This is a genomic window from Holophaga foetida DSM 6591 (assembly GCF_000242615.2).
GTDB lineage: Bacteria > Acidobacteriota > Holophagae > Holophagales > Holophagaceae > Holophaga > Holophaga foetida.
Map to the genome: position 1 here is coordinate 3,234,441 of NZ_KI912268.1, position 21,215 is coordinate 3,255,655.

At 63.9% G+C, this 21,215-nt stretch carries 15 protein-coding genes; 3 read left to right on the forward strand and 12 right to left on the reverse strand.

Annotated features, from left to right (window positions below):
• Positions 1 to 52 precede the first annotated feature (52 nt).
• The 4 genes from HOLFODRAFT_RS0214615 to HOLFODRAFT_RS0214630 form a co-directional block, all read right to left on the reverse strand.
• On the reverse strand, positions 53 to 1,192 hold the full coding sequence (locus tag HOLFODRAFT_RS0214615; RefSeq protein WP_005034390.1) for a DUF4382 domain-containing protein: 1,140 nt from the start codon (positions 1,190 to 1,192) through the stop codon (positions 53 to 55).
• Positions 1,193 to 1,304: 112 nt separating this feature from the next.
• Positions 1,305 to 2,033 carry an alpha/beta hydrolase family protein gene (locus HOLFODRAFT_RS0214620; RefSeq protein WP_026939351.1) on the reverse strand — a complete coding sequence of 243 codons (729 nt, stop codon included), beginning with the start codon at positions 2,031 to 2,033 and terminating at the stop codon, positions 1,305 to 1,307.
• Positions 2,034 to 2,043: 10 nt separating this feature from the next.
• Positions 2,044 to 3,234 carry a glycosyltransferase gene (locus tag HOLFODRAFT_RS0214625; RefSeq protein ID WP_005034395.1) on the reverse strand — a complete coding sequence of 397 codons (1,191 nt, stop codon included), beginning with the start codon at positions 3,232 to 3,234 and terminating at the stop codon, positions 2,044 to 2,046.
• The gene (locus HOLFODRAFT_RS0214630) at positions 3,231 to 4,013 is read right to left on the reverse strand and encodes a UDP-2,3-diacylglucosamine diphosphatase (RefSeq protein WP_005034398.1); all 783 of its coding nucleotides are present in this window, start codon (positions 4,011 to 4,013) and stop codon (positions 3,231 to 3,233) included. The genes HOLFODRAFT_RS0214625 and HOLFODRAFT_RS0214630 overlap by 4 nt, the downstream gene beginning before the upstream one ends.
• A gap of 88 nt (positions 4,014 to 4,101) precedes the next feature.
• Here HOLFODRAFT_RS0214630 and murJ point away from each other — a divergent pair, with 88 nt between their 5' ends.
• Positions 4,102 to 5,763 carry a murein biosynthesis integral membrane protein MurJ gene (murJ, locus tag HOLFODRAFT_RS0214635; protein WP_005034401.1) on the forward strand — a complete coding sequence of 554 codons (1,662 nt, stop codon included), beginning with the start codon at positions 4,102 to 4,104 and terminating at the stop codon, positions 5,761 to 5,763.
• A 19-nt stretch (positions 5,764 to 5,782) separates the two neighbouring features.
• Here murJ and HOLFODRAFT_RS23420 read toward each other — a convergent pair whose 3' ends face one another.
• From HOLFODRAFT_RS23420 to HOLFODRAFT_RS21575, 6 genes are all read right to left on the reverse strand, one after another.
• Positions 5,783 to 7,792, reverse strand: a complete 2,010-nt coding sequence (locus tag HOLFODRAFT_RS23420) for a hybrid sensor histidine kinase/response regulator (protein ID WP_005034404.1) — start codon at positions 7,790 to 7,792, stop codon at positions 5,783 to 5,785.
• Between the two features lie 172 nt (positions 7,793 to 7,964).
• On the reverse strand, positions 7,965 to 9,248 hold the full coding sequence (locus tag HOLFODRAFT_RS0214645) for a protoporphyrinogen/coproporphyrinogen oxidase (protein WP_005034406.1): 1,284 nt from the start codon (positions 9,246 to 9,248) through the stop codon (positions 7,965 to 7,967).
• Positions 9,245 to 10,189, reverse strand: coding sequence for a ferrochelatase (gene hemH, locus HOLFODRAFT_RS0214650; protein WP_005034408.1), 945 nt, complete (start codon positions 10,187 to 10,189; stop codon positions 9,245 to 9,247). Before hemH ends, HOLFODRAFT_RS0214645 begins: the two co-directional genes overlap by 4 nt.
• A 152-nt stretch (positions 10,190 to 10,341) precedes the next feature.
• Positions 10,342 to 11,727 carry an efflux transporter outer membrane subunit gene (locus tag HOLFODRAFT_RS0214655; protein ID WP_005034411.1) on the reverse strand — a complete coding sequence of 462 codons (1,386 nt, stop codon included), beginning with the start codon at positions 11,725 to 11,727 and terminating at the stop codon, positions 10,342 to 10,344.
• 1 nt (position 11,728) lies between these two features.
• Positions 11,729 to 14,884 carry an efflux RND transporter permease subunit gene (locus HOLFODRAFT_RS0214660; protein ID WP_005034413.1) on the reverse strand — a complete coding sequence of 1,052 codons (3,156 nt, stop codon included), beginning with the start codon at positions 14,882 to 14,884 and terminating at the stop codon, positions 11,729 to 11,731.
• Positions 14,885 to 14,893: 9 nt separating this feature from the next.
• Positions 14,894 to 16,075: an efflux RND transporter periplasmic adaptor subunit gene (locus HOLFODRAFT_RS21575; RefSeq protein ID WP_005034415.1), complete on the reverse strand. Its 1,182-nt coding sequence runs from the start codon at positions 16,073 to 16,075 to the stop codon at positions 14,894 to 14,896.
• A 329-nt stretch (positions 16,076 to 16,404) separates the two neighbouring features.
• On the opposite strand from HOLFODRAFT_RS21575, the gene HOLFODRAFT_RS0214670 reads away from it, so the two are divergent.
• On the forward strand, positions 16,405 to 18,057 hold the full coding sequence (locus HOLFODRAFT_RS0214670; RefSeq protein ID WP_005034417.1) for a nucleoside kinase: 1,653 nt from the start codon (positions 16,405 to 16,407) through the stop codon (positions 18,055 to 18,057).
• 20 nt (positions 18,058 to 18,077) lie between these two features.
• Positions 18,078 to 18,839: a cyclic nucleotide-binding domain-containing protein gene (locus tag HOLFODRAFT_RS0214675; RefSeq protein ID WP_005034419.1), complete on the forward strand. Its 762-nt coding sequence runs from the start codon at positions 18,078 to 18,080 to the stop codon at positions 18,837 to 18,839.
• Positions 18,840 to 18,890: 51 nt separating this feature from the next.
• Here HOLFODRAFT_RS0214675 and HOLFODRAFT_RS0214680 read toward each other — a convergent pair whose 3' ends face one another.
• Positions 18,891 to 19,766, reverse strand: coding sequence for a LysR family transcriptional regulator (locus HOLFODRAFT_RS0214680; protein ID WP_005034421.1), 876 nt, complete (start codon positions 19,764 to 19,766; stop codon positions 18,891 to 18,893).
• A 235-nt stretch (positions 19,767 to 20,001) separates the two neighbouring features.
• Positions 20,002 to 21,111, reverse strand: coding sequence for a uroporphyrinogen decarboxylase family protein (locus HOLFODRAFT_RS0214685; protein WP_005034424.1), 1,110 nt, complete (start codon positions 21,109 to 21,111; stop codon positions 20,002 to 20,004).
• Positions 21,112 to 21,215: the final 104 nt, after the last annotated feature.

Below are 21,215 nucleotides of genomic sequence, written 5' to 3' on the forward strand. Positions count from 1 at the left end.
CCGACGAAATGCTCACTGATTCTGTGGCACATGGAGAAGATTCGCCAGTCTTTCAGTCGGTATAAGCGACCACGGCGGTGGTGGTGGCACCGGTTTCCACGAGCTCTTCGTTTCCTGTCGACGCGCTGGCATCGCCCCCGCTGGTGCTCCGCTGAACCATGATCCCGTAGGTGCTGGGGAGCAGGCCCGTGAACGAGGTGGTGTCCTTGGCGGTTTCCGTGTCCACGGTTTGGGATCGGACCACGAGGGTCTTGTACACTCCCGTGGCGGTTGCCAGGGTCTCGCGCAGTTCTACCCACGTGCCCTGGGAGCTTGTGGAGATTGGGGTGACGGACACATCCAGGCTGCCGGGGGCCATGCTGGAGGTGAAGGAGAGGTTGGCGCTGAAGTCGGTGGCGCTGCTGGCAGTGATCGGGCTGGTGCTGACGGCACCATAGGCCAGAGTTGCGGTACCAGGCTGGGAGGCAAGGTAGTAGATCTTGCCGATGGGAAGGCCTTCCATCACGAACTGGCCATTGCTGTCCGTGAGAGCTCGCCGCTGAACCGTTGCCAAGCCGCTACCGTCGACGGTTTCCGCGAAGACCTCGGCCCCCTCCAGGGGGGTGCTGCCGCTGGTCGCTTGGCCCAGAATCCTTGCGCAGTTCGCCAGATCCAGGACCTGCGCTGTGGCCTGGAATGTGTAAGGCACCGAGAGGGAGGCGTGCTTCTGGGCGATCTGGTTGCCGGAGAATAGGATCTCAGCGGTGGTGAGTGAGCCTTCGGCCACGTCCACCGTGCCGGAGACGGACGTGGTGGTGGGCAGGGTCATCCGGTACTCCGTCGAATTGTCTGCCCGTTGGAGGAAACCAGGATACTTGGATGGGTAGGCGTAGTTCTCGCCTGCCCATGTGAGGCGGAAGGAGTAGGTGCCTGGCTTCAGAGAGGTTGCAGATGCAAGGGTTGCACTATTGCCGTTCTGCAGAGCGAGGAGGTCATAGGTGGTTTCCACCTCGGCCAGAGTGCTCCATGTCGAAGTACCGCTGCTCTTGTACTCGACCTTCTGGAGGCTGGCATAGACTTTGGAGTAGCTGGAGGTGCTATCGCTACCGAGTTTGAGGGACAAGGTGCCATTGGCTATGGTTGCACCACCGCCCCCCCCGCCGCAGGCCAGGAGGGAGACGATGGTGAGAGGAAACAGGTGTTTGATCGACATGATTACCCCAGGGAGCTTGACACTGGGGGTGGTGACAGCAGACTGCGTGCCTGAGTCGGTGTGGAATGGCTTGATCGGGTTGTGTGATCGCCGAATGTCGGTATGGAACGGCTTAATGGTGCTGGCGGGCTGTCGCCTGGGCCCGGATCGTGTGCCAAGCGTTCGACGCCGGATCAATCAGCTGGAAGTGGTCTGCACCAGCGATCTCTAGGAGGTTGACGGGGCCCGGGTCGGCCTGCCTCTTGGACAGGAAGTGGCGACTCATCTCTACGGGCACCATGTCGTCCGCCGTCCCATGGATCAGGAATCGTGGAACTGTGGACGCACGTTCAGAAGGACATGCCTCCCGGTAGGTCTCGGGGATCTCGGCCTGATCTCCCCCCAGGAAATCGGCGATGGCTTCCTGGCACAGGGGGGATTGTGGGGGCCAGGCCATGCAGGAAACCGGGGCCAGGGCCAGGACGGCTTCCATGGCCTGGGAGGCGCAGCCCAGCAGCAGGGCGAGGTGGCCCCCCGCCGAATGCCCCAGGACCTTCCATGGGAGATCCGGGAAGGCTGAGCGAGCGGCCTTGAATCCCGTCAGGACATCCTCGAAGCTCCCGGGCCATCCCCCGCCTGGGTTGCCGACACGCCGGTATTCCAGGTTGGCCACGACGAAGCCCTCGGCGGCCAAGTCGGCGCAGATCGGGTTCAGGTGCGACAGTTCGTATCGGGAAAGCCAGAGGCCCCCGTGGATCGCCAGGATCGCTCCCCGGAGAGGCCCCTCCGGTAGCCAGAGCTCATAGAACTGGGAAGGCTCTGGGCCGTAGGGGATGCGTTGCCGGAAGGGGGGTGGAATCATGCGTTCCATTCTATTGCACCAGAGGGTTGGCCATCAGGGGCTGCCCTGGTCTGTCCCCGCGCATCCCAACCAGCTGGTAGAGATCCGCAAGGCGCTGGGTCAAGCTGCGGTCGGACCATCTTGAGGCCCACGCTCGGGAAGCCTCGGACATGCTTTGACGGAGTTCTGCGTTGCGGGCGACTTCCGCCATCGCCATGGCGAAGGCCCTGGCATCGTTGGGCGGCACCTTGGCCCCCGACTCGGGCTTGAGGATGTCCAGGGTGCCCATCTCCCCCAAAGCCACGACGGGGAGTCCCGCCGCCATGGCTTCCAGGAGCACCAGTCCCTGGGTTTCGGTCAGGGAGGCAAAGGTGAAGAAATCCGCCCCTGCCAGGCAGTCTGGCAGGGCCAGGACCCGGTCCATGTTGCCCAGGAATCGCACGGAGGTATTCATGCCCCAGGCTGCGGCCTGGGCCCTGATCTCCAGTTCCGCGGGCCCTTCCCCGGCCAGGATTAGCAGCAGGTCCGGACACTCAGCCAAGGCTTGCCGGAAGGCCTCCAGCAGGAAGTGCAGGTTCTTCTCGTGGGCCATCCGGCCCAGAAACAGTGCGACTGTCCGCTCCGGAGAGATTCCCTGGGAGGCCCGGAAGCGCCGCCTGTCACCCCCTGTGAAACGTTCGACCGGGATGCCCGTGGGCAGCACATGCAGGGGGCTGCTCACGCCGTAGTCTTTGAGGCGCTGGGCCATGGCCGTGGATGGAACGATCACCCCATCCATCTGGTTGCACTGTCGCCTGGAAAGGCGCCGGGCCAGGGTTCGCGTGAAGGCTCTGGGGAGGAACTTGGCGTAGAGGTGGAGGTATTCCTCGAAGAGGGTGTGGTAGGTGGCCAGCACCGGGAGGCCGTGCTTTCGGGCTGCCGCCAGTCCCGCTCCATGGGCGGAGAAGGGGGTGTGGATGTGGATCACATCGAAATCCCTGGCCATGCGTATCGCAGTGGTCTTGAAGAGGGATGGGCGAATGAGGTGATCCTCGCGGTCGAAGGGGACGGGACGGGAGGATAGGCGGGTGATGCCCGGTTCCTCGCACCCCTTCCCGTAGGCTGGGGCGATGAGGTGGGTCTCAACCCCCATATGGGCCAGCTGGGCCCGATAGGTCTGGAGGGCTGTACAGACCCCGGTGATGCGGGGGAAGTAGACATCCGAAAGGAGCAGCACCCTCATGTCAAGACCTCCTGTGCGTCTGTTCTCTGGCCCGAATCGAGGGCGTCTTCCGTCCACTCGACCACCTCCAGCCGCCCGTCCAGGTGCTCGACGATGGCCGTGCAGCTATCCACCCAGTCTCCGCAATTGGCGTAGAGAAGGCCGTCATGCTCGTGGATCTTGGCCCAGTGCACATGCCCGCAGATGACGCCATCCAGTCCCTTGGCCCGGACTGCCCGGAGCACGTTTCCCTCGAACTCGAAGAGGTATTCAAGGGCCGTTTTGACTCTCCGCTTGGCATAGCCTGCCAGGGACCAGTGTCCCCGGAGGCCCAGCTGCCGTCTGAACCAGGAGATCCAGAGATTCATCCGCACCAGGATGTTGTAGGACGTGTCCCCAAGGAGGGCCACCCACTTGTGATACCGGGTCACGTGATCGAACTCATCGCCATGGACCAGCAGGAAGCGCCTGCCATCGGCGCTTTCATGGATCCATTCCCGCTCCAGGCGGATCCCCCCGAAGTCGCTCCCACAGTAGTCCCGGAGGGCCTCGTCGTGGTTGCCCGGGACGATGATCACCTGTTCCCCCCGGCGGGCGCGTCGGAGAAGCTTCTGCACCACGGTGTTGTGGGATCCCGCCCAATGCAGTGAGCGCCCCATGGCCCAGAAGTCCACGATGTCTCCGAGCAAGTAGACACTTTCGGCTGGATGCTCCTTCATGAACGCCAACAGGCGCTCAGCTTGGCAGGCCCGGGTGCCCAGGTGGAGATCCGAGAGGAAGACGGCACGTACGCGTGGCATGCCTCAGGATGTTCCACTGGTGTGGCCTGGCTGTGATCTCTGCGCTCCCGGAGGGTAACCCTGGCTGGTTTCATGGTCGAATGGAGGCATGGCAGAACCGTCCAAAGCCCCTTCCTCCCACCTCCGCTCGGCAGTGGTGGTGGGCCTCATGACCCTCCTCTCCCGGATCTCCGGCATGCTTCAGTCCCGGCTGCTGGCGGCTTTCCTGGGGGCGGGGCCGGCGGCGGACGCCTTCTTCGTGGCTTTCCGCCTGCCCAATCTCCTGCGGCGCTTCACGGCGGAGGGCACCATGACCAGCGCCTTCCTGCCCACACTCAGCGAGACCGAGGCCCAGGAGGGTCCGGAGGCGGGGCGCGAGCTTGTTGCACGGTTCCTGGGGACCCTGGCCATGGTTCTGCTGCTGCTCTGCGTGGCCGGGATTCTGCTGATGGGCGTGCTGACCGGGCTCCTGATGATGGGGCGCCTTTCCCCCGGGGCGCCCCTGGGGCAGCAGTTGATCCTCCTCGGGCAGGTGCTCTCCGGGACTCGTCCCGCTCCCGAGGATCTGATCCTCACCACTGCCCTGGGGCGCATCATGTTCCCCTACCTGGCCCTGGTGAGCCTCACCGCCGGGCTTGCGGCGGTGCTCAACCTCAAGGGCCGCTTCGGCCTTCCCGCCTCCGTCTCGACCTTCTGGAACCTCGCCTTCATGGTCTTCGGCTACGGCTGCATGACGTGGGTGCCTGGGGCGGCCCAGGATCCCCGGCGGGCAAGCTTCTTCTTCGCCCTGGCCGTGCTGGTGGGGGGACTGGTCCAGCTCTTCGTCCTCTGGCCTACCTTCAGGACGCTGGGCTATGGCATCCAATGGGGCTTCTTCTGGCGCCACCCCGGTGTCAGGAAGGCCCTCAAGCGCATGGCCCCCGGCCTCCTGGGCACCGGCGTCCACCCCATCAATGTCTTCGTCTCCACCTTCCTGGCCTCCCACCTCGCCGTGGGGGCCCAGACGGTGCTCTTCAACTCCAACATGATGGGAGAGATGGTTCTGGGGCTCTTCTCCGCCAGTGTGGCCACCGTCAGCCTGCCGGTCATGAGTCGTCTGGTGGACGCCGGGGACATGGACGGGCTCCGGGACAGCCTGGCTGGGGCTCTGCGAGGCACGGCCCTCCTGGCCATTCCGGCCAGTGTGGGCATGGCGGTCCTGGCCAGGCCCATCATCTCCCTGATCTTCCAGAGTGGTCGTTACGGGGCAGCCACCGTGGCTTGGACCGGTGACACCCTGGCCTACCAGTGCGTCGGACTCCTCTTCATCGCCACGGGACGGATCGTGGCCCAATGCCTGTACGCCCTCAAGGACTACCGGACCCCCGCCTACGCCGCCCTGGTGGGGCTCGGGGCCAATGTGCTCTTCTCCGCACTCCTGATGGGTCCCCTGGGGACCCGGGGCATCGCCCTGGCCAACGGTCTGGCGAGCCTGGCTGGGCTTTCGGTGCTGCTCCCCAGTCTGGCCCGGCAGATGCCGCGGATTCCCTATGCTCGGGTGCTGCGGGGCTGGGGTGGAATGGTCTGCGCCAGTGTGCCCATGGGGCTGGCGGTCTGGTTGGGGGGGCGTTTCGGGGGACTGGGGACCTTCCATGGCTTCTGGGGCATGGCCTTGCGGCTGTTCCCCCTCATTGCCGTCGGCTCCCTCGTCTATTTCCTGGCGATCCTCGCCCTGCGGGTTCCCGAGGGCAACATGATGCTCGGGATGCTGCGGCGGAAGCTCAAGATATAGTGTGGTGTCTTTTTCTCTATCACTTCCCCTGGAGGCAGGCCCTGATGGCCTTCCGGAGATCCTTGATCTGGTAGGGCTTCTGAAGGAAACCCGCCAGGCCTTGTCCCAGGGGGCCCTGGAGGGACTCCAGATCGCTGTAGCCACTGGTGAGGATTACGGGCACATCGGGGCGAACTCGGCGCATGGCGTCGAAGGCCTCCATGCCATCCATCCGTGGCATGGTGACATCCATCAGCACGAGGTCGAAGTCGTAGGGGCTCTTCTTGAAGATCTGCAGGGCCTCAAGGCCGTCCCCGGCCGTCACCACCTCAAAGCCCAGGGCTCCCAGGGCGGCGTGCGTGATCTCCAGGATCACGGTCTCGTCGTCCACCAGCAGGGTCTTCCCGGAGAATAGCTCCGTGGTCTCCTCTTCGACTTCGAAGGGAGCTTCAGGTCCGTTGATCGAGGCCGGGAAGAAGACCTTGAAGACCGAGCCCTTGCCCTCTTCGCTGTAGATCTTGATATCGGCATCGTGCCCCCGGAGGATGCCCAGCATGGCTGATAGCCCCAGGCCCCTCCCGGTGAGCTTGGTGGTGAAGAATGGGTCGAAGATCCGGTTCAGGATTGCCCGGCTCATGCCGCACCCCGTATCCTCCACGCTCATGACGACATAGGGGCCTGGGCGCAGGTGGTTCGTGGGGAAGGTCGTGGAGATGAATGCCCTATCCAGGGCCTGGAATTCCGTGGCGATGGTTATGGATCCCTCGCCCTCCCCGATGGCGTCCGCGGCGTTGGTCACGAGATTCATCACCACCTGCTGGATCTGGGCCGCATCTGCCATGAAGGGGGGGAGTCCGGGGCTCAGCTTGAACCGGAGGCTGATCTTCTTGGAGAGGGAGGCCTGGAGGAGGTGGGTCACCTCCTCGACAACCCGGTTCAGGTCGTGGGGCTTGATCACGAACTGGCCCCGGCCGGAGTAGGCCAGCATCTGACGGGTGAGGTCCGAGGCCCTGATCACCGTGCGTTCCACCCGTTCCAGGTAGTCCAGGGCCTTGGAGTCCTCGGGGAGTTTGCTCTGGGCGAGGTTGAGGTTCCCCAGGATGGCAGCCAGCAGGTTGTTGAAGTCGTGGGCGATGCCCCCAGCCAGGATGCCCAGGCTTTCCAGCTTCAGGGATTGCCGGAGGGCCACTTCGGCATGGTGGCGGGCGGTGATGTCCTCCAGAAGCCATATGGTGCCCGCATCCACGTTCTCGGGGTGGAGGGCCTTGCCCATCACCCGACCCCAGAAAGGGGTGCTGTCGGACCTGTAGAACTCGGCTTCCTGATCGAACCACTCGCCTCGGGATAGGGGTTGAATGGCGTTTTCTCTGAATGATTCCCCAGTCCCCAGGCTGCTCTCCACGATATCCGAAGGGGCGCCCTGGAGCTGCTCCTGGGGTACCCCCAGCATCTCCGCCAACCTGGGATTGACCCAGTCGATGGTGTGGTGACTGATGAGGGCGATGCCCAGGGCGTTGTTGTCCAGCAGGAGGCTTTGGAGGGCGCTTGTCTGATGGAGTTGCTCCTGGGTCTGCCGTTCGCCTTCGATGCAGCGGGAGATGATGGTGACCCGCCTCTCGCCCATGGGATGGATGAAAACCGTGGCGCGACTTTCATAGCGCAGCAGCTCCCCGCCCTTGTGTTTCATCCGGTGTTCCAGGGGCGGAGTGTTCCCCACGGCCAGGGCCTTGGCCAGCACCTCCCGGTGCATCTCCAGTTCATCGGGGGGAATGATTCCCAATTCAGAGGGACGGCGTCCCAGGCATTCTTCGGATGTGTATCCCAACTCGTGCTTGAAGTGGCTGTTCATGAAGGTCAGATGCCCTTCGTGGTCCACTTCGCACACGAGGTCATGGACCCCGGAAAGGCATTTGTGGAAGCGCTCCCGGTTCAGTTGATCCATGGTTTGGACCTTCTGGAGCCCCGTCTTCAGTCTCCAAACCGCAAGCAGGGCCGCCCCCAGGGCCAGGAGCGGGACTGCCAGGAGGGTGAGGGTGAGAGTGAGGGGCATGGAGGGTCTGATTGAAGAACTTGGCTTTCCATCGACGAGCGGAGCTTCAGGATTGAACTCCTGCGGCTTCCATGGGGCATTTGCTGAACCACCTGTGCGATTCAGGTCGTTCCGCTAAGGTCCCTTATGTCGCTTGTATGGATGCCTGCTCATGTTATTCCTGGACAGCGGTTTAATCCAGGGCCTCCGGCACCCCTTCGATGACATCCCGGGCGCCCACGCCGAAGCGGGCGTTGCTGATCCAGTCCAATCCCTTCGGAAGTCCTTCCAGGGCCTCCCGCACCCAGGTCCGGTGGCCTACCACCGGGCGAGGGATGGCGTTGGGACTGATCTCCTCGTGGGTCTGGAAGGCCTCCCCCAGTTCCGGGAGCCAGCGTCGGAGATGGCGCGCGGTCCAGAGCCAATCCTTGGGGGTATCCGGTTCCGGATCCTCCCACAGGGCCGAATCCCCGATGAAGCTGCGCAGCTGCATGAGGTCCGAGGGAGCCGACCCCGGATCGATCCAGGAAGGCACCAGGGTGCCCAGGTAGGGGCGACCGAATTCCGGGTCGATGAGGAAGCCGAAACCGTCCTTGAAGGGGGCCAGGGGGGCGTGACGGCTGTGCCAGAGCTTGACGGAAGTGTAGGGGATGGATTCCAGTGCCAGGGCACTGGCCGGGGCCACGGGGGCCAGAAGGGCCGCCGCTTCGAAAGCCGGAAGGCCCAGGATGACCTGCGCCACTTCCCGGCTCTCCCCCTGGGCTTTCACCCGCCAGCCGGAGGCGCAAGGCTCCAGGCCCGTCGCACGCAGTCCTGTGCGCACCTGGGGGAGTTGCTCTGCCAGACGTTTGGGAAGGCTTCCCATGCCGCCCTCGGGGACCATGAGGTGGCTGATGCCGGACTTGCGCACTCCGTTGAAGAGGCTGCCGAAGGCTTCCCACTGCCGCAGCTTGGGGATGGCGTCCACGCTCAGGACCTTGGGGGGGGCCGCCAGGATGCCCGCCACCATGGGAGCCAGGAGCTCGTCGGCCATGCCCTTGCCTGCCCGGCGGGCGATGAAGTCGTAGAGGCTCTCTTCGGGTTCCGCCGGGCGCACCGGCTGGAAGGGCTCCAGAGCCATACGCAGCTTGGTGCGGATGGACATCAGTGGGGTGAAGGCAAGGCCCATGGGGTGGGCGGGCACAGAGATGAGGCCCTGGCCCTTGCCGACCCACCGGGCGCCCTTGCCGGGGCTGTTCAGGGACAGCCCCAGTTCCTTGAAGAGCAGATCCGTGGCGCTGCCGGGAGCCACCAGGAGCCCCTGGGGGCCCCGCTCCATGCGGCCCTCCCGGCCGTCCAGGGTGGGCCAGGGCAGGGTCTGCATCCATCCGCCAATCTGCGACTCAGCCTCCCAGACCTCCACGGATTCCCCTCTGCGATGGAGGTGCCAGGCCGCGAGGAGTCCGGAGATGCCAGCGCCGAGAACGAGGGTGCTCATGAGAGTCCTTGCAGTGCGAGGTGCGCCAGGGCGCCGATGAAAGTGGGATCCGTCCCCAGGGCGGGCACCCGGAGGAAGCGTGTCACGCCGCACTTCCCTGCCAGTTCCCGGTACTCGATATCCAGCTCGAAGAGGGTTTCGATGTGCTCCCCCACGAAGCTGATCGGCATCACCACGACCTCGCGGCCCCCGAGTTCCTTGAGGACCGAACCCAGGGAGGGTTCCAGCCAGGCCACGGGCCCCACTTTGCTCTGGTAGGCCAGGCGATAGCCCCCGGGGATATCCCCCAGGCGTGCCTTCAGGGCCTCCACTGTGGCCTGGGTCTCGCGCTCATAGGGATCCCCCCCCTGGATCTGCTTGAGGGGCAGGCTGTGGGCACTGAAGACCACGGTTGCGCCCGGAGCCTGGGCCAGGGTGGTCCGCAGCAAAGCCTCCAGGGCGTCCAGGTAGCCAGGGTCGGTCGCATAGGACTGAACGCCGGGCAGGATCTCCAGCTCCAGGTCAGCGGCCTCCCGTTTCAGCTCGCCCATGCTGGAGCCGGTAGTGGCGTTGCAGGCGTGGGGATAGAGCGTCACGGGCAGTATGCGTCGGATGCCCAGCCCCGCCAATTCCCGAAGGACCCCACCTGCCCTGGGGGGGCTGTAGCGGAAGACGGGACGGACCTCCATGGGGTGCCCGGTCTCCGCCAGGGCCTGGGCCAGGGCGACCGCCTGGGCTTGGGTCTCCGGGAGGATTGGGCTCCTGCCTCCGATGCTGGCATACCGGGTCCGGACCTCCAGGAGGCGGGACGCGACGATGAGCCGGGCGATGAGGGGCTGGAGGAAGGCCGGGCCCAGCTTGATGATCTCCCGGTCCTGGAAGAGATTCAGCAGGAATGGCTGCACCTCGTCCAGAGATGCGGGGCCACCCAGGTTGAGAAGGACGATGGCGGTGGGGTGCATGGAGCTAGGTTAGCCCTGGATCGGATCGTTGGTAAGGACTGAAAAGGAGGGTACGAATCAATAACGTATTTGCTGCCAAGGGCGAAAGGGAAAGCAGAGTCGTGCTTCTGCCATGCCCTTTCGCCCTATTTGGCGGATCTACCTGCCGGAGCCTACAGCCTCCCTCCCAGCGCCTTATAGAGGGTGATCTGGTTGGTCTGCTGGGCCAGACGGGTAGCTACCAGGGCCTGCTGGGCGCTGAAGAGTGAGCGCTGGGTCACGAGGACGTTCAGGTAGCCGTCCATGCCCGCTTCGTAGCGGGCCTTGGCTAGCTTGTGGGCGGTGTCCAGGGAGGCCACTAGGGCTTGCTGGGCTTTCACCTGGTCCACCAGGGACTCGCGGGTGACAAGCCCGTCCGCCACTTCCCGAAAACCCGTCTGGATGGCCTTTTGGTAATCGGCGACCGCGATCTCCTTGCTGACCTTGGAGACCTTGAGATTGGCCCATAGGGAACCGCCGGAGAAAAGCGGCATCTGCATCGTGGGGGTGAAGAGCCAAGTCCGACTGCCGGACTGGAAGAGGCCCGAAACCTCGGAACTCATGGCGCCCAGGCCGGAGGTCAGGCTGATGCTGGGGAAGAAGGCCGCCCTGGCTACGCCGATGTTGGCGTTGGCCGCTTTGAGCTGGTACTCGGCCATCAGGATGTCGGGTCGACCCAGGAGCGCCTGGGAGGATAGACCCGCGCTCACGTCCTTCAGTTCCTGGACCCGACTGAGGTCCAAGGGCAGGAGGTTGGCGCTGAGGGACTGGCCGGCCAGCAGGTCCAGGGCGTTCCGGTCCAGGGCTACCAGGCGTTTGTAGCGGGCCTCCTCGACCTGGGCGGACTCGACTTGGCTCTGAGTCTGCTTCAGATCCAGTTCGGAGGCCACGCCCACCTCGTAGCTCTTGCCCTGCATGTCCAGGGTGGCCTTATGGGCCTCCAGGGTGGACTGGGCCAAGGCCAGGCACTCGGCATCCGCCGCGCACTGCAAGTATGCCTGGGCCACGGTGGCCACCAGGGAGATCTGGGTGGCTTGGTGGGCCTGCTCCGTGGCGAGGTAGGTGTTCAGGGCCTGGTCTTTGAGGCTGCGGAGTCGGCCGAAGAAATCCAGCTCCCAGGAGACCCCAACGGCATAGGCCGTGTTCTGGCGGTAGACGTAGGCCTGGCCATCGCTGGCCTGCCTCTCGGAGACGCGGTAGTTGGTGGAAGTCCCCTGGACACCCACCGTTGGCAGGATGTTGCCGCGCTGGATTCGGTAGGTGGCCTGGGCCTTCTCCACGTTGAGGGCGGCCGCCCTCAGGTCCAGGTTGTGGTCCAGGGCGATCTGGATGACGGTCCGCATGCCCGGGTCGGTGATGTATTCCTTCCAGTTCAGGGCGGCGGCCTGGGGGGCCCCCTCCTGGGCGGGACGCCCCCAGTCCGGCGGCACCGGGGCGGCGGGCCGGTCGAGCTTGGGTGTCAGGTTGCATCCGGTGGCTAGGAGGAGCCCCAGGACGGGGAGGAGCTTTAGAGTCTTCATGTCACTCCTCCACCGGGAGACTGGTTTCTACGTTCTTCTTCCGGCTGAAAAATTGGACCACCGCCACGTAGAAGAGTGGGATGAAGATCACCGCCAGGAAGGTGGCCGTGATCATGCCGCCCAGCACGCAGGTGCCGATGGCAACCTGGGCGCCTGCGCCTGCGCCGGAGGCGATGGCGAGGGGCAGCACGCCGAAGCCGAAGGCGATGGAGGTCATGAGGATGGGGCGCAGCCGGAGCTTGGCCGCCTCTAGGGTGGCATCCATCAGGCTCAGGCCCTGCTCCTCCATGCCGGACTTGGCGAACTGGACGATGAGGATGGCGTTTTTGGTGGTGAGGCCCAGCACGGTCAGGAGACCGATCTGGAAGTAGACGTCGTTGGACAGCCCGCGCAGGGAGGTGGCGAGCACGCCGCCGATCACGCCCAGGGGCAAGGCCATGATGATCGTGATGGGCACCGTCCAGCTCTCATAGAGGGCCGCCAGCACCAGGAAGATCACCAGGATCGAGAAACTGTAGAGCAGGCCGGTCTGCGACTCGGACATGCGCTGCTGGTAGGAGAGACCGGTCCACTCGGAGCTCACGCCCTGGGGCAGGTTCTTGACGAGCTCCTCCATGGCCTGCATGGCCTCGCCGGTGCTCTTGCCGGTGGCGGCCTCGCCCTGGATGTTCATGGCGGGGAAGCCGTTGTAGCGCTCCAGGCGCGGGGAACCATAGACCCAGCGGCTGGTGGCGATGGCCGAGAGGGGGACGAGGGTGCCCTTGCTGTTGCGGATGTGGATGCGGTTGAAGTCCTCGGGACTGGTGCGGAACTGGGCGTCAGCCTGGGCATACACGCGCTTCACGCGGCCGCCCTGGACGAAGTTGTTGATGTAGTCGCTGCCGAAGGCGGCAGAGACGTAGCTCTGGATGTCGCTGACCGAAACCCCCAGGGCACCGGCCTTGGCCCAGTCGATGTCCACCTTGTACTGGGGCACATCGGCCATGCCGTTGGGACGGACCCGGGTGAGCCGGGAATCCTGGGCGGCGGCGCCCAGGAGCTGGCCTTGGGCGCCCGTGAGGCTAATGTGGCCGAGATCGCCGCGGTCCTGGAGCATGAAGTCGAAGCCTGTGGCGGTGCCGAGTTCGGTGACGGGAGGGGGGGCGAAGGCGAAGAAGGAGGCATCCTTTGAACCGCCCAGGGCCATCATGGCCTTGCCGGCCACATCCTGGGCCTTGAGCCCCGGCTTTTCGCGCAGGTGCCAGTCTTTGAGCTGCACGAAGACCAGGGCCTGGTTCTGGCCGCTGCCCGCGAAGCTCATACCGGCGCCGGTCATGCAGGACTTGACCGCATCGGCCTGATCCACCAGGAAGTGCTGCCGGACCTTCTGCAAGAAGGCTTCGGTCTGCTCCAGGGTTGAGCCCGCAGGAAGCTGGACCATGGCCATCAGGGAGCCCTGATCCTCATCCGGGAGGTAGCCGGTGGGCATCCGTTTGTAGGAGTAGCCCATGGCAACGATGATCAGGAGGAAGACCACGCCGTAGCGGACCTTCTTGCCCAGCACGTGGCTGACCAAGCGCATGTAGGCATCGCGGACCTTGTAGAAGGTGCGGTCAAACCAGAGGAAGAAGGGGCGCAGGAGCTTGAATCCGGTTTCGGCGGCCTCGTGTCCCTTCGGGACCGGCTTGAGGAGGCTCGCGCAGAGCACGGGGGTCAGGATCAGGGCTACCAGCACGGAGAGCAGCATGGAAGCCACCACCGTGACGGAGAACTGACGGTAGATGACGCCGGTGGAGCCCGGGAAGAAGGCCATGGGGCCGAAGACCGCGGAAAGCACCAGGCCGATGCCGATGAGGGCGCTGCTGATCTCCTTCATGGACTTGCGGGTGGCTTCCCAGGGGGAGAGGCCCTCCTCGCTCATCACGCGCTCGACGTTCTCCACCACCACGATGGCATCGTCCACCAGGAGGCCGATGGCCAGCACCATGGCGAACATGGTCAGCATGTTGATGGAGTAACCGCAGAGGGCCAGGACGCCGAAGGTGCCCAGAAGCACGACCGGCACGGCGATGGTGGGGATCAGGGTGGCCCGGAGGTTGCCCATGAAGAGATACATCACCACAAACACCAGGATGATGGCCTCGATGAGGGTCTTGAACACCTCGTTGATTGCCACCCGGACGAAGGGGGTTGTGTCATAGGGGTAAACGACCTTCATGCCCTGGGGGAAGAACTTGGAAAGCTCCGCCATCTTGGCCTTCACACCGTTGGCGGTATCCAGGGCGTTGGCCCCGGCCCCCAGACGGATGGCGATCATGCCTGCGGGTTTGCCGTTGAATGACATCCGCATGTCCGGGGACTCAGAGGCCAACTCGGTGCGGCCGATGTCCTTCACCCGGACCACGGAGCCATCCGCATTGGTTCGGATGGGGATGTTGGCGAACTCCTCGGGGGTGGTGAGCATGGACTGCACCAGGATTGAGGCGTTCATGCGCTGGCCGGGGAGCGTGGGGGCACCGCCCAGCTGGCCGGCGGAGACCTCCACGTTGTAGGCGCCGACGGCGGTGGCCACGTTGGCGGGGGTCAGGCCGTACTGGGTGAGCTTGTCGGGATCGAACCATACCCGCATGGACAGGCCGGTGCCGAAGATGGTCACCTCGCCCACGCCCGGGACCCGGGAGAGGGTGGACTCCAGCTTGGAGGAGGCGTAGTCGTTCAGGGAGGCGTTGTCCAGGCTGCTGTCATCGGTGGTGAGACCCACGATCATCAGATAGTTGCGGGTGGACTTGCTCACGGTGACGCCGCGCTGCTGAACCACGTCAGGCAGGGAGGGAAGGGCCAGCTGGAGCTTGTTCTGGACCTTGGCCCAGGCCATGTCCGGATCGGTGCCGGGGGCGAAGGTGAGGGTCACCTGGGCGTTGCCCGCCGAGTCGCTGGTGGAATACATGTAGAGCATCTGGTCCAGGCCCGTCATCTTCTGCTCGATCATCTGGGTAACGCTGTCCTCGATGGTCTTGGCGGAGGCACCGGAGTAGGTTGCGCTGATGCTGATGGAGGGCGGAGCGATGGACGGGTACTGGGAGATCGGCAGGAAGTAGATGGCCAGGATGCCGCCCAGCATCATGGCGATGGAGATGACCCAGGCGAATACCGGGCGTTTGAGGAAGAATTCAGACATGAAACTCTCCTACTTTCCGGCGGCCGAGGCCTGGAAGGGCACAGCCTTGACGGTGATGCCCGGCCGGATCTTCTGGAGGCCTTCCACGATGAGGCGGTCGCCGGGCTGGAGACCGCTGGTCACCAGCCACTTGTTGCCGATGGTGCGGTCCACGGTGAGGACGCGCTGCTCCACCTGGTTGGAGGCGTTCAGGACCATGGCGATGGGGTTGCCCTTGAGGTCGCGGGTCACGCCCTGCTGCATGGCCAGGATGGCCTGGTCGCTGATCCCCTCTTCGATCACGGCTCGGACGAACATGCCAGGCAGGAGGATTCGCTTGGGATTGGGGAAGACCATGCGCAGTGTGATGGCACCCGTGGCCGGATCCACCGTCACGTCCCGGAACTGAAGCTTGCCTTCCAGGGGGTAGGTCGTGCCGTCCTCAAGGATCAGCTTCGCCTTGCGTTCGCCGCTGCCGCTCTTGATCCGTCCGCTCTCCAGGTTTTTGCGGAGGCGGAGCAGATCGGAGCTGGATTGGGTGACATCCACGTAGATGGTGTCGAGCTGCTGGACGGTGGCCAGGGCCGTAGCCTGGTAGGCGGTGACCAGGGCGCCGACGGTAACGCTGGACATGCCCGTGCGTCCTGAGATGGGGGCCTTGATGGGGGTGTGGGAGAGGTTGATCCGGGCGCTGTCCACGGCCGCCTTGGCTGCCGCCACATTGGCGATGGCCTGCTGGTGGGCGGCCTCGGCCTCATCGGCCTCCTGTTGTCCCACGGCATGGATGGCCACAAGCTTCTTGGAGCGCTCGGCCCTGGAACGGGCGGTGGGGAGCGCGGCCTCGGCGATCGACAGGGCTGCCTGGGCCTGATCCAAGGCCGCCTGGTAAGGGGCCGGATCGATCTGGTAGAGGGTGCTCCCTGCCTTGACGTCCGAGCCCTCCTGGAAGAGCCGCTTCTGGATGATGCCGTTCACCTGGGGGCGGATTTCGGCCACGAGAAATGCCGAGGTCCGTCCAGGGAGTTCGGTGGTCAGAACCGTCCGTTCGGGGGCGATGACCTGGAAAGACACCTCTGAAAGGGGCCTGGGGGGAGGGGTCGTTTTGCACCCGAGGGCCGCACCTGCCGTGGCCACAAGGCAGACTACCGCCATCCACCGGGCACTCTGAGCCTTGATGGTGCGGTAATAGGGATCCGAAGCGAAATCTCCCATGGAGTTCTCCTGGTCTTCTTGAACGCAGTGCATTGTCGCCATCACTTGGCGTTGATCGATCGTTCGAAATTTAAGCTGAACTGGGTGCTTTTGTCAAGCTGATAATGTCTCTGTTTCATTGAAAGTAATGGGTTAATCGCCTGTGACCACCTGTGACCACCTGTGGCTGGCAGGGGGTGGCGCTGACCTGTGCGATCCGGGGGGTGAATGTGGATATATATTTAATTAATTCATTTATTCCTGAAACACGCCCTGAACGCTTGGGGGGTGCCACGCCCCATCATGTGACGCCAGCAGACTTCCGATAGACTCCTCCAAAGGACGTGTTCATGACCCAGATCGAGATCACTATGGAGGGCCAGCGGCTTCCCCTCAAGGCTGGCGAACGGATCAGTGAACTTTTCAAGCGCTATCCCCCCCGGGGGGGTCGGCCCCTGGCGGCGAAGCTGAACCAGCAACTGGTGAGCCTTGATACCCCCATCCAGCATGCCTGCCATCTCACCCCTGTGGCCTACGGGCAGCGGGAGGGGACGGCGGTCTATCGCCGCTCGGCCTGCCTGATCCTCTTCGAGGCCATCAAGGAACTGCACCCTGCGGCCCGGATCATCGTGGGCCAGTCTCTGGCGGGGGGCTACCACTTCGAACTGGTGTGCGAGACGCCCCAGACCGAGGACTGCCTCCGGGAGGTCGAGACCAGGATGCGGCAGATCGTGGCGGAGAACCGGCCCTTCCAGCGAAGCACCCTCACCAGCGCCGAGGCCAAGGAATACTTCCAGGCCGAGGGGTACGAGGACAAGGTCAAACTCCTCACGACCACCCGATGGATCGAGGTCAAGCTGGTGGGCTGCGGGGTCTTCAAGGACATCCAGCAGGGGCCGGTGGTTCCCTCCACGGGCCTCATCGATCGCTTTGAGCTGGTGGCCTATGCTTCCGGCTTCATCCTGCGCTTTCCCAGCACGACCGAGCCCGATACCATCCCTCCCTTCCTCCCCGAGCCCCATCTCTTCCAGATCTACCGGGAGACCAAGGACTGGAATCGCATCCTGGGGGTGACGAATGTGGGGGAGCTCAACGGGGGCTGTCTTTCGGGGGAGATCGACGAACTGATCAAGATCGCCGAGGGCTTCCACGAGAAGAAGATCGCCGAGATCGCAGATGTCGTGGCGGCCCGGAAGGATCGGGTGCGGCTGGTGCTCATCGCTGGGCCCTCCTCCTCCGGCAAGACCACCTTCAGCAAACGCCTCATGATCCAGATGCGGGTGAACGGCCTGCGTCCCATCACCCTCTCCACGGACAACTACTTCGTAGGTCGGGACGAGACGCCCCTGGACGAATTCGGGAAGCCGGACTTCGAGTGTCTGGAGGCCGTGGATGTGGCCCTCTTCAACCAGCACATGGAGCAGCTCCTGGCCGGGGAGACGGTGGAAGTGCCCACCTACGACTTCTTCAGTGGCACCCGTGCCCGGAAGACCGAGTCCCTGAAGCTTGGGCCCAATGACATCCTGATGGTGGAGGGGATCCACGGGCTGAATCCTGCCTTGACCGCTGCCGTCGATGCGGACCGTAAGCTCAAGATCTACATCAGCGCCCTTACTCAGTTGAGTCTGGACGATCACAATCGGATCATGACCACGGATGTCCGCCTGATCCGCCGCATCGTGCGGGACCGCAAGTACCGGGGCCACAGCGCCAGCCGCACCATCGCCATGTGGGGATCGGTGCTCCGGGGCGAACAGCGCAACATCTACCCCTTCCAGGAGGAGGCGGATGTGCTCTTCAACTCCACCCTGATCTACGAACCCGCTGTGCTGCGGATGTACGCCGAGCGCTTCCTCCTGGAGGTGCCCAATGATGACGAATCCTTCGGTGAGGCCTACCGCCTGCTCAACTTCCTCCGGATGTTCGTGCCCGTCTTTTCCGACGAGGTTCCCCACACCTCCATCCTGCGAGAGTTCATCGGCGGGAGTTCCTTTGATTACTAGGGCCTTCCGGCGGAGTCCGAATGCCAGACACCTTTGACGTCAGCCACTTCAACCTGGACGAGGGCACGGAACTCCCGGCTCTCCTGAGCCAGTGCCCTGATATCGAGCCCCGGGTCTATCGCGATGGCGAGTACCTGATGCGCGAAGGGGAAGAGTCCCAAGAGCTCTTCATTGTCCTGGACGGCGCCTACGTCGTCGCACGCGCTCCGGAGGTGCGTCGGGCCCAACCCACGATCCTTGCCACGGTGACGGTGGATCCCTGCCTGCCCTCCATCGTCGGGGAGATGGCCTATTTCGGAACCCAGCGCCGTTCCGCATCCGTGCGCTCTTCCGGCCGGACCCTCGCCTTGTGTCTCAAACAGCATCATATCGAAGTCATCGTGGAGCAGTTTCCTGCGCTGCTGAGGATCATCTTCCGCCAGCTGGCCCAGCGCCTGATCGAGACCAACGACAACCTGAAGGATCTCCAGTCGAGGTTCTCCCTGGCTCCCGAGAAACGCATGGCCGATGCCGGGGATGTGCTCTTCTCCGCGGGCGAACCCGCCGACAAGCTCTTCCAGCTCGTCATGGGTGAAGTCAGGCTCGAAGGGGAAGAAGGCTCGCGGCTTGTGCGGCCCGACGACCTTCCCCATGGGCTGCTGGAACTCGAGGCATACCTGCGAAAGCGTCCGCATCGCGTGTCCGCGACGGTCGAAGGCATGGCCTTTGTCCTTGTGGTGGATGCAGACAGGCGCGAGGCGGTTGTGCGCTCCTACCCCCAGCTGGCACTTGGGCTTCTGTAGGGACTCTTGTTCCGCTGCCCGCTCATCAGCGAGGCTCAGACGAAAAGAACGCTAGATTTCCAGCGCCCGCAGGAACATGGGGATGCAGGGGTTGCCGTTCTGTTCTTTCCACAGCACCACCGTATCCACCGGGAGTTCCTCCTCCAGCGGAATGCAGCGGACCTTGAACTGGGGCATGTTCTCCAGGACCTGACGGGCCAGGAGGGTGACGCCCAGTCCTGATTCCACCCTGAGCAGGAGGCTTTCCGGGGTGGCCGCCTCCAGGATCGTTCCGGGAACACCGCCTGCCTGGGCGAACTGGTTCAGCAGCCATTGGCGGGAAGCCCCGCTGGCCTCCCGGGAGATCAGGACCAGGGGCACCTCGACCAGGTCCTTCAGGCTGAGGGAATTCCGGGAGGCCAAGGGGTGATCCAGGCTCATGACCACCTGGGTCGTGTCGGTGAACAGCGTGCGGCGCTGCACATCGGGCCGCCGGATAAGGCCGATGTCATAGGTGATCGCGATGTCGAGCTTGTCCGCGAGCAGGGCCACACAGATGTCTTCCATGTTGAGCCGCTCCGGGCTCAGGTCGATGGCGGGGTGCTCGCGGTGGAGTCTGCGCATGGCCTCGGAGAGGAAAGGCTCCAGAGAGCCCACATAGCCCATCCTCAGGCTGCCCTGGCGTCCCTCGTCAGCCGAGCGGGCCTCTTCGATCAGGTCACCCATGGTCGCCAGGATCTTCTTCCCACCCTCGTAGAGGATGACTCCGGCGCTGGTGAGACGCACCGAGGCGCGATCCCGGATGAAGAGGCGCATGCTGAGCCGCTTTTCCATCTCCGCAACCTGATAGCTGACGGAGGCCTGGGTGATGGACAGGCGCTTGGCGGCCTCCGTGAAGGTCCGGCATTCGGCGATGGTGACGAAGATATCCAGGTGGCGGATATCCATGGGTTCTCCCGAGGGGGTGGTGTGGAAGGTTGGCAGGTCTGGTTCCCCAATCTGGCACCTGGAGCAGAGTGACGCAACGCCTCGTTGTTGCCCCATTCCCTTCTGCTTTTATCCTGCCGATCCTGTCTATCCTGTTGTAAATAATTTTGAACAGGATAGATAGGATCGGAAGGATGAAATGATTGAGAAAATGATATAGCTATTGAAAAGGGGCTGCTGGGTTCATGATCTGCCGCTAACGTCCTGTCGCAGCCGCCACCATGGCCTCGAAATTCTCAGGCTTGGCATTCGAAGGGAGATCGCAGCCCTGGCAGAGAATGAATCCCGAGGGGCCGATCTCCCGGATGAGCCTGCGGGAATAGGCATGGACTTCCTCCGGCCTGCCCAGGACCAGGAGGTTGGGCGGCACATCCCCCATCAGGCACATGTGGTCTCCAATGCTTTCCTTGGCCTTGAAGATATCGGTGGAGCCGTCCAGCTGCAGGATGCACTTGGCCTTGGGGAGGCTCTTCAGGAAGTCCATGTCCTCGGACCAGTCCTGGTCGCAGTGGAGGAGGGGGATGGAGCCCGCTTCGATGATCGTGTCCACGATCTCCCGGGCATAGGGGTAGACGAATCTGTCCTGGAACCGCTTGGAGATCATGCCGCGGTTGGAGCGGCCGAAGCCCACGAAGATCGAGATGGGCCTGGTCACGCCGATCATGTGCCTGAGTTCGGCCAGCCGCTCGGCCTGGACCGTGTCTGCGGCGGCCTTGACCCGGTCCGGCTGGGTGAAGATGTCCCGCATGAACTTGACCAGGGTGCGGCCCCCCATGAAGGACTCGAAGGGCGTCATGGTGATCATGGGCGAGATGACCGGAATCCCGGCCATGGCGAAGTTCTTCATCGCCGTGGGGAGGTAGCCGAAGGTCGGCCCCACCTTGGCCATCAGGTTGTCCAGGCGCTGGAAACGGTAGCCCTCGACCCAGGCCTTCCAGCCTTGGTCGGCAATCGCGTCGTAGTCTTCCGGCGTCATCAGTTCCTGCTCATCTACCTGGAAAGGGGCATCCTCCGGGAGTTCCACACCGGGAACCTGGACCTTGGCCAGGCCCAGGAGGCTCAGGAAGTGGGGATTGAAGACGGCGAACTGGGTGCCGTCCACCTCTCCGGCCTTCTGGAGGGACTTCAGCATGGCCTCGTGAGCCACCTGGGGGCTGGCGCAGAAGGCGCCGGGGGTGACTCCGGTATGGAGACCCGAGAATATCGTTCCCCCGGTGACGATGGGTACCCGGTCCGGCGTGCCGAGCGATGCGGCAGTCAGGATGCGGTTGAGGCGTTCTGCATAGAGTTCCTGAGGAGCCTTCATGGCGGATTCCTTTCTGGGCTGCTCTTTTGGTGTGAAGGATGATTGAAGTCTACATCTCTGCTTATTTGTTGGTTTAAAAGAAGTTGTATGTATTGGTATAGATG

Bases quoted from the DNA above. Each gene is read 5' to 3' on its own strand.
- HOLFODRAFT_RS0214670 (WP_005034417.1), top strand. From the start codon at position 16,405: ATGACCCAGATCGAGATCACTATGGAGGGCCAGCGGCTTCCCCTCAAG.
- HOLFODRAFT_RS0214675 (WP_005034419.1), top strand. From the start codon at position 18,078: ATGCCAGACACCTTTGACGTCAGCCACTTCAACCTGGACGAGGGCACG.
- murJ (WP_005034401.1), top strand. From the start codon at position 4,102: ATGGCAGAACCGTCCAAAGCCCCTTCCTCCCACCTCCGCTCGGCAGTG.
- HOLFODRAFT_RS0214685 (WP_005034424.1), bottom strand. From the start codon at position 21,111: ATGAAGGCTCCTCAGGAACTCTATGCAGAACGCCTCAACCGCATCCTG.
- HOLFODRAFT_RS0214645 (WP_005034406.1), bottom strand. From the start codon at position 9,248: ATGAGCACCCTCGTTCTCGGCGCTGGCATCTCCGGACTCCTCGCGGCC.
- HOLFODRAFT_RS0214615 (WP_005034390.1), bottom strand. From the start codon at position 1,192: ATGTCGATCAAACACCTGTTTCCTCTCACCATCGTCTCCCTCCTGGCC.
- hemH (WP_005034408.1), bottom strand. From the start codon at position 10,189: ATGCACCCCACCGCCATCGTCCTTCTCAACCTGGGTGGCCCCGCATCT.
- HOLFODRAFT_RS0214630 (WP_005034398.1), bottom strand. From the start codon at position 4,013: ATGCCACGCGTACGTGCCGTCTTCCTCTCGGATCTCCACCTGGGCACC.
- HOLFODRAFT_RS0214625 (WP_005034395.1), bottom strand. From the start codon at position 3,234: ATGAGGGTGCTGCTCCTTTCGGATGTCTACTTCCCCCGCATCACCGGG.
- HOLFODRAFT_RS23420 (WP_005034404.1), bottom strand. From the start codon at position 7,792: ATGCCCCTCACTCTCACCCTCACCCTCCTGGCAGTCCCGCTCCTGGCC.
- HOLFODRAFT_RS0214680 (WP_005034421.1), bottom strand. From the start codon at position 19,766: ATGGATATCCGCCACCTGGATATCTTCGTCACCATCGCCGAATGCCGG.
- HOLFODRAFT_RS21575 (WP_005034415.1), bottom strand. From the start codon at position 16,075: ATGGGAGATTTCGCTTCGGATCCCTATTACCGCACCATCAAGGCTCAG.
- HOLFODRAFT_RS0214655 (WP_005034411.1), bottom strand. From the start codon at position 11,727: ATGAAGACTCTAAAGCTCCTCCCCGTCCTGGGGCTCCTCCTAGCCACC.
- HOLFODRAFT_RS0214660 (WP_005034413.1), bottom strand. From the start codon at position 14,884: ATGTCTGAATTCTTCCTCAAACGCCCGGTATTCGCCTGGGTCATCTCC.
- HOLFODRAFT_RS0214620 (WP_026939351.1), bottom strand. From the start codon at position 2,033: ATGATTCCACCCCCCTTCCGGCAACGCATCCCCTACGGCCCAGAGCCT.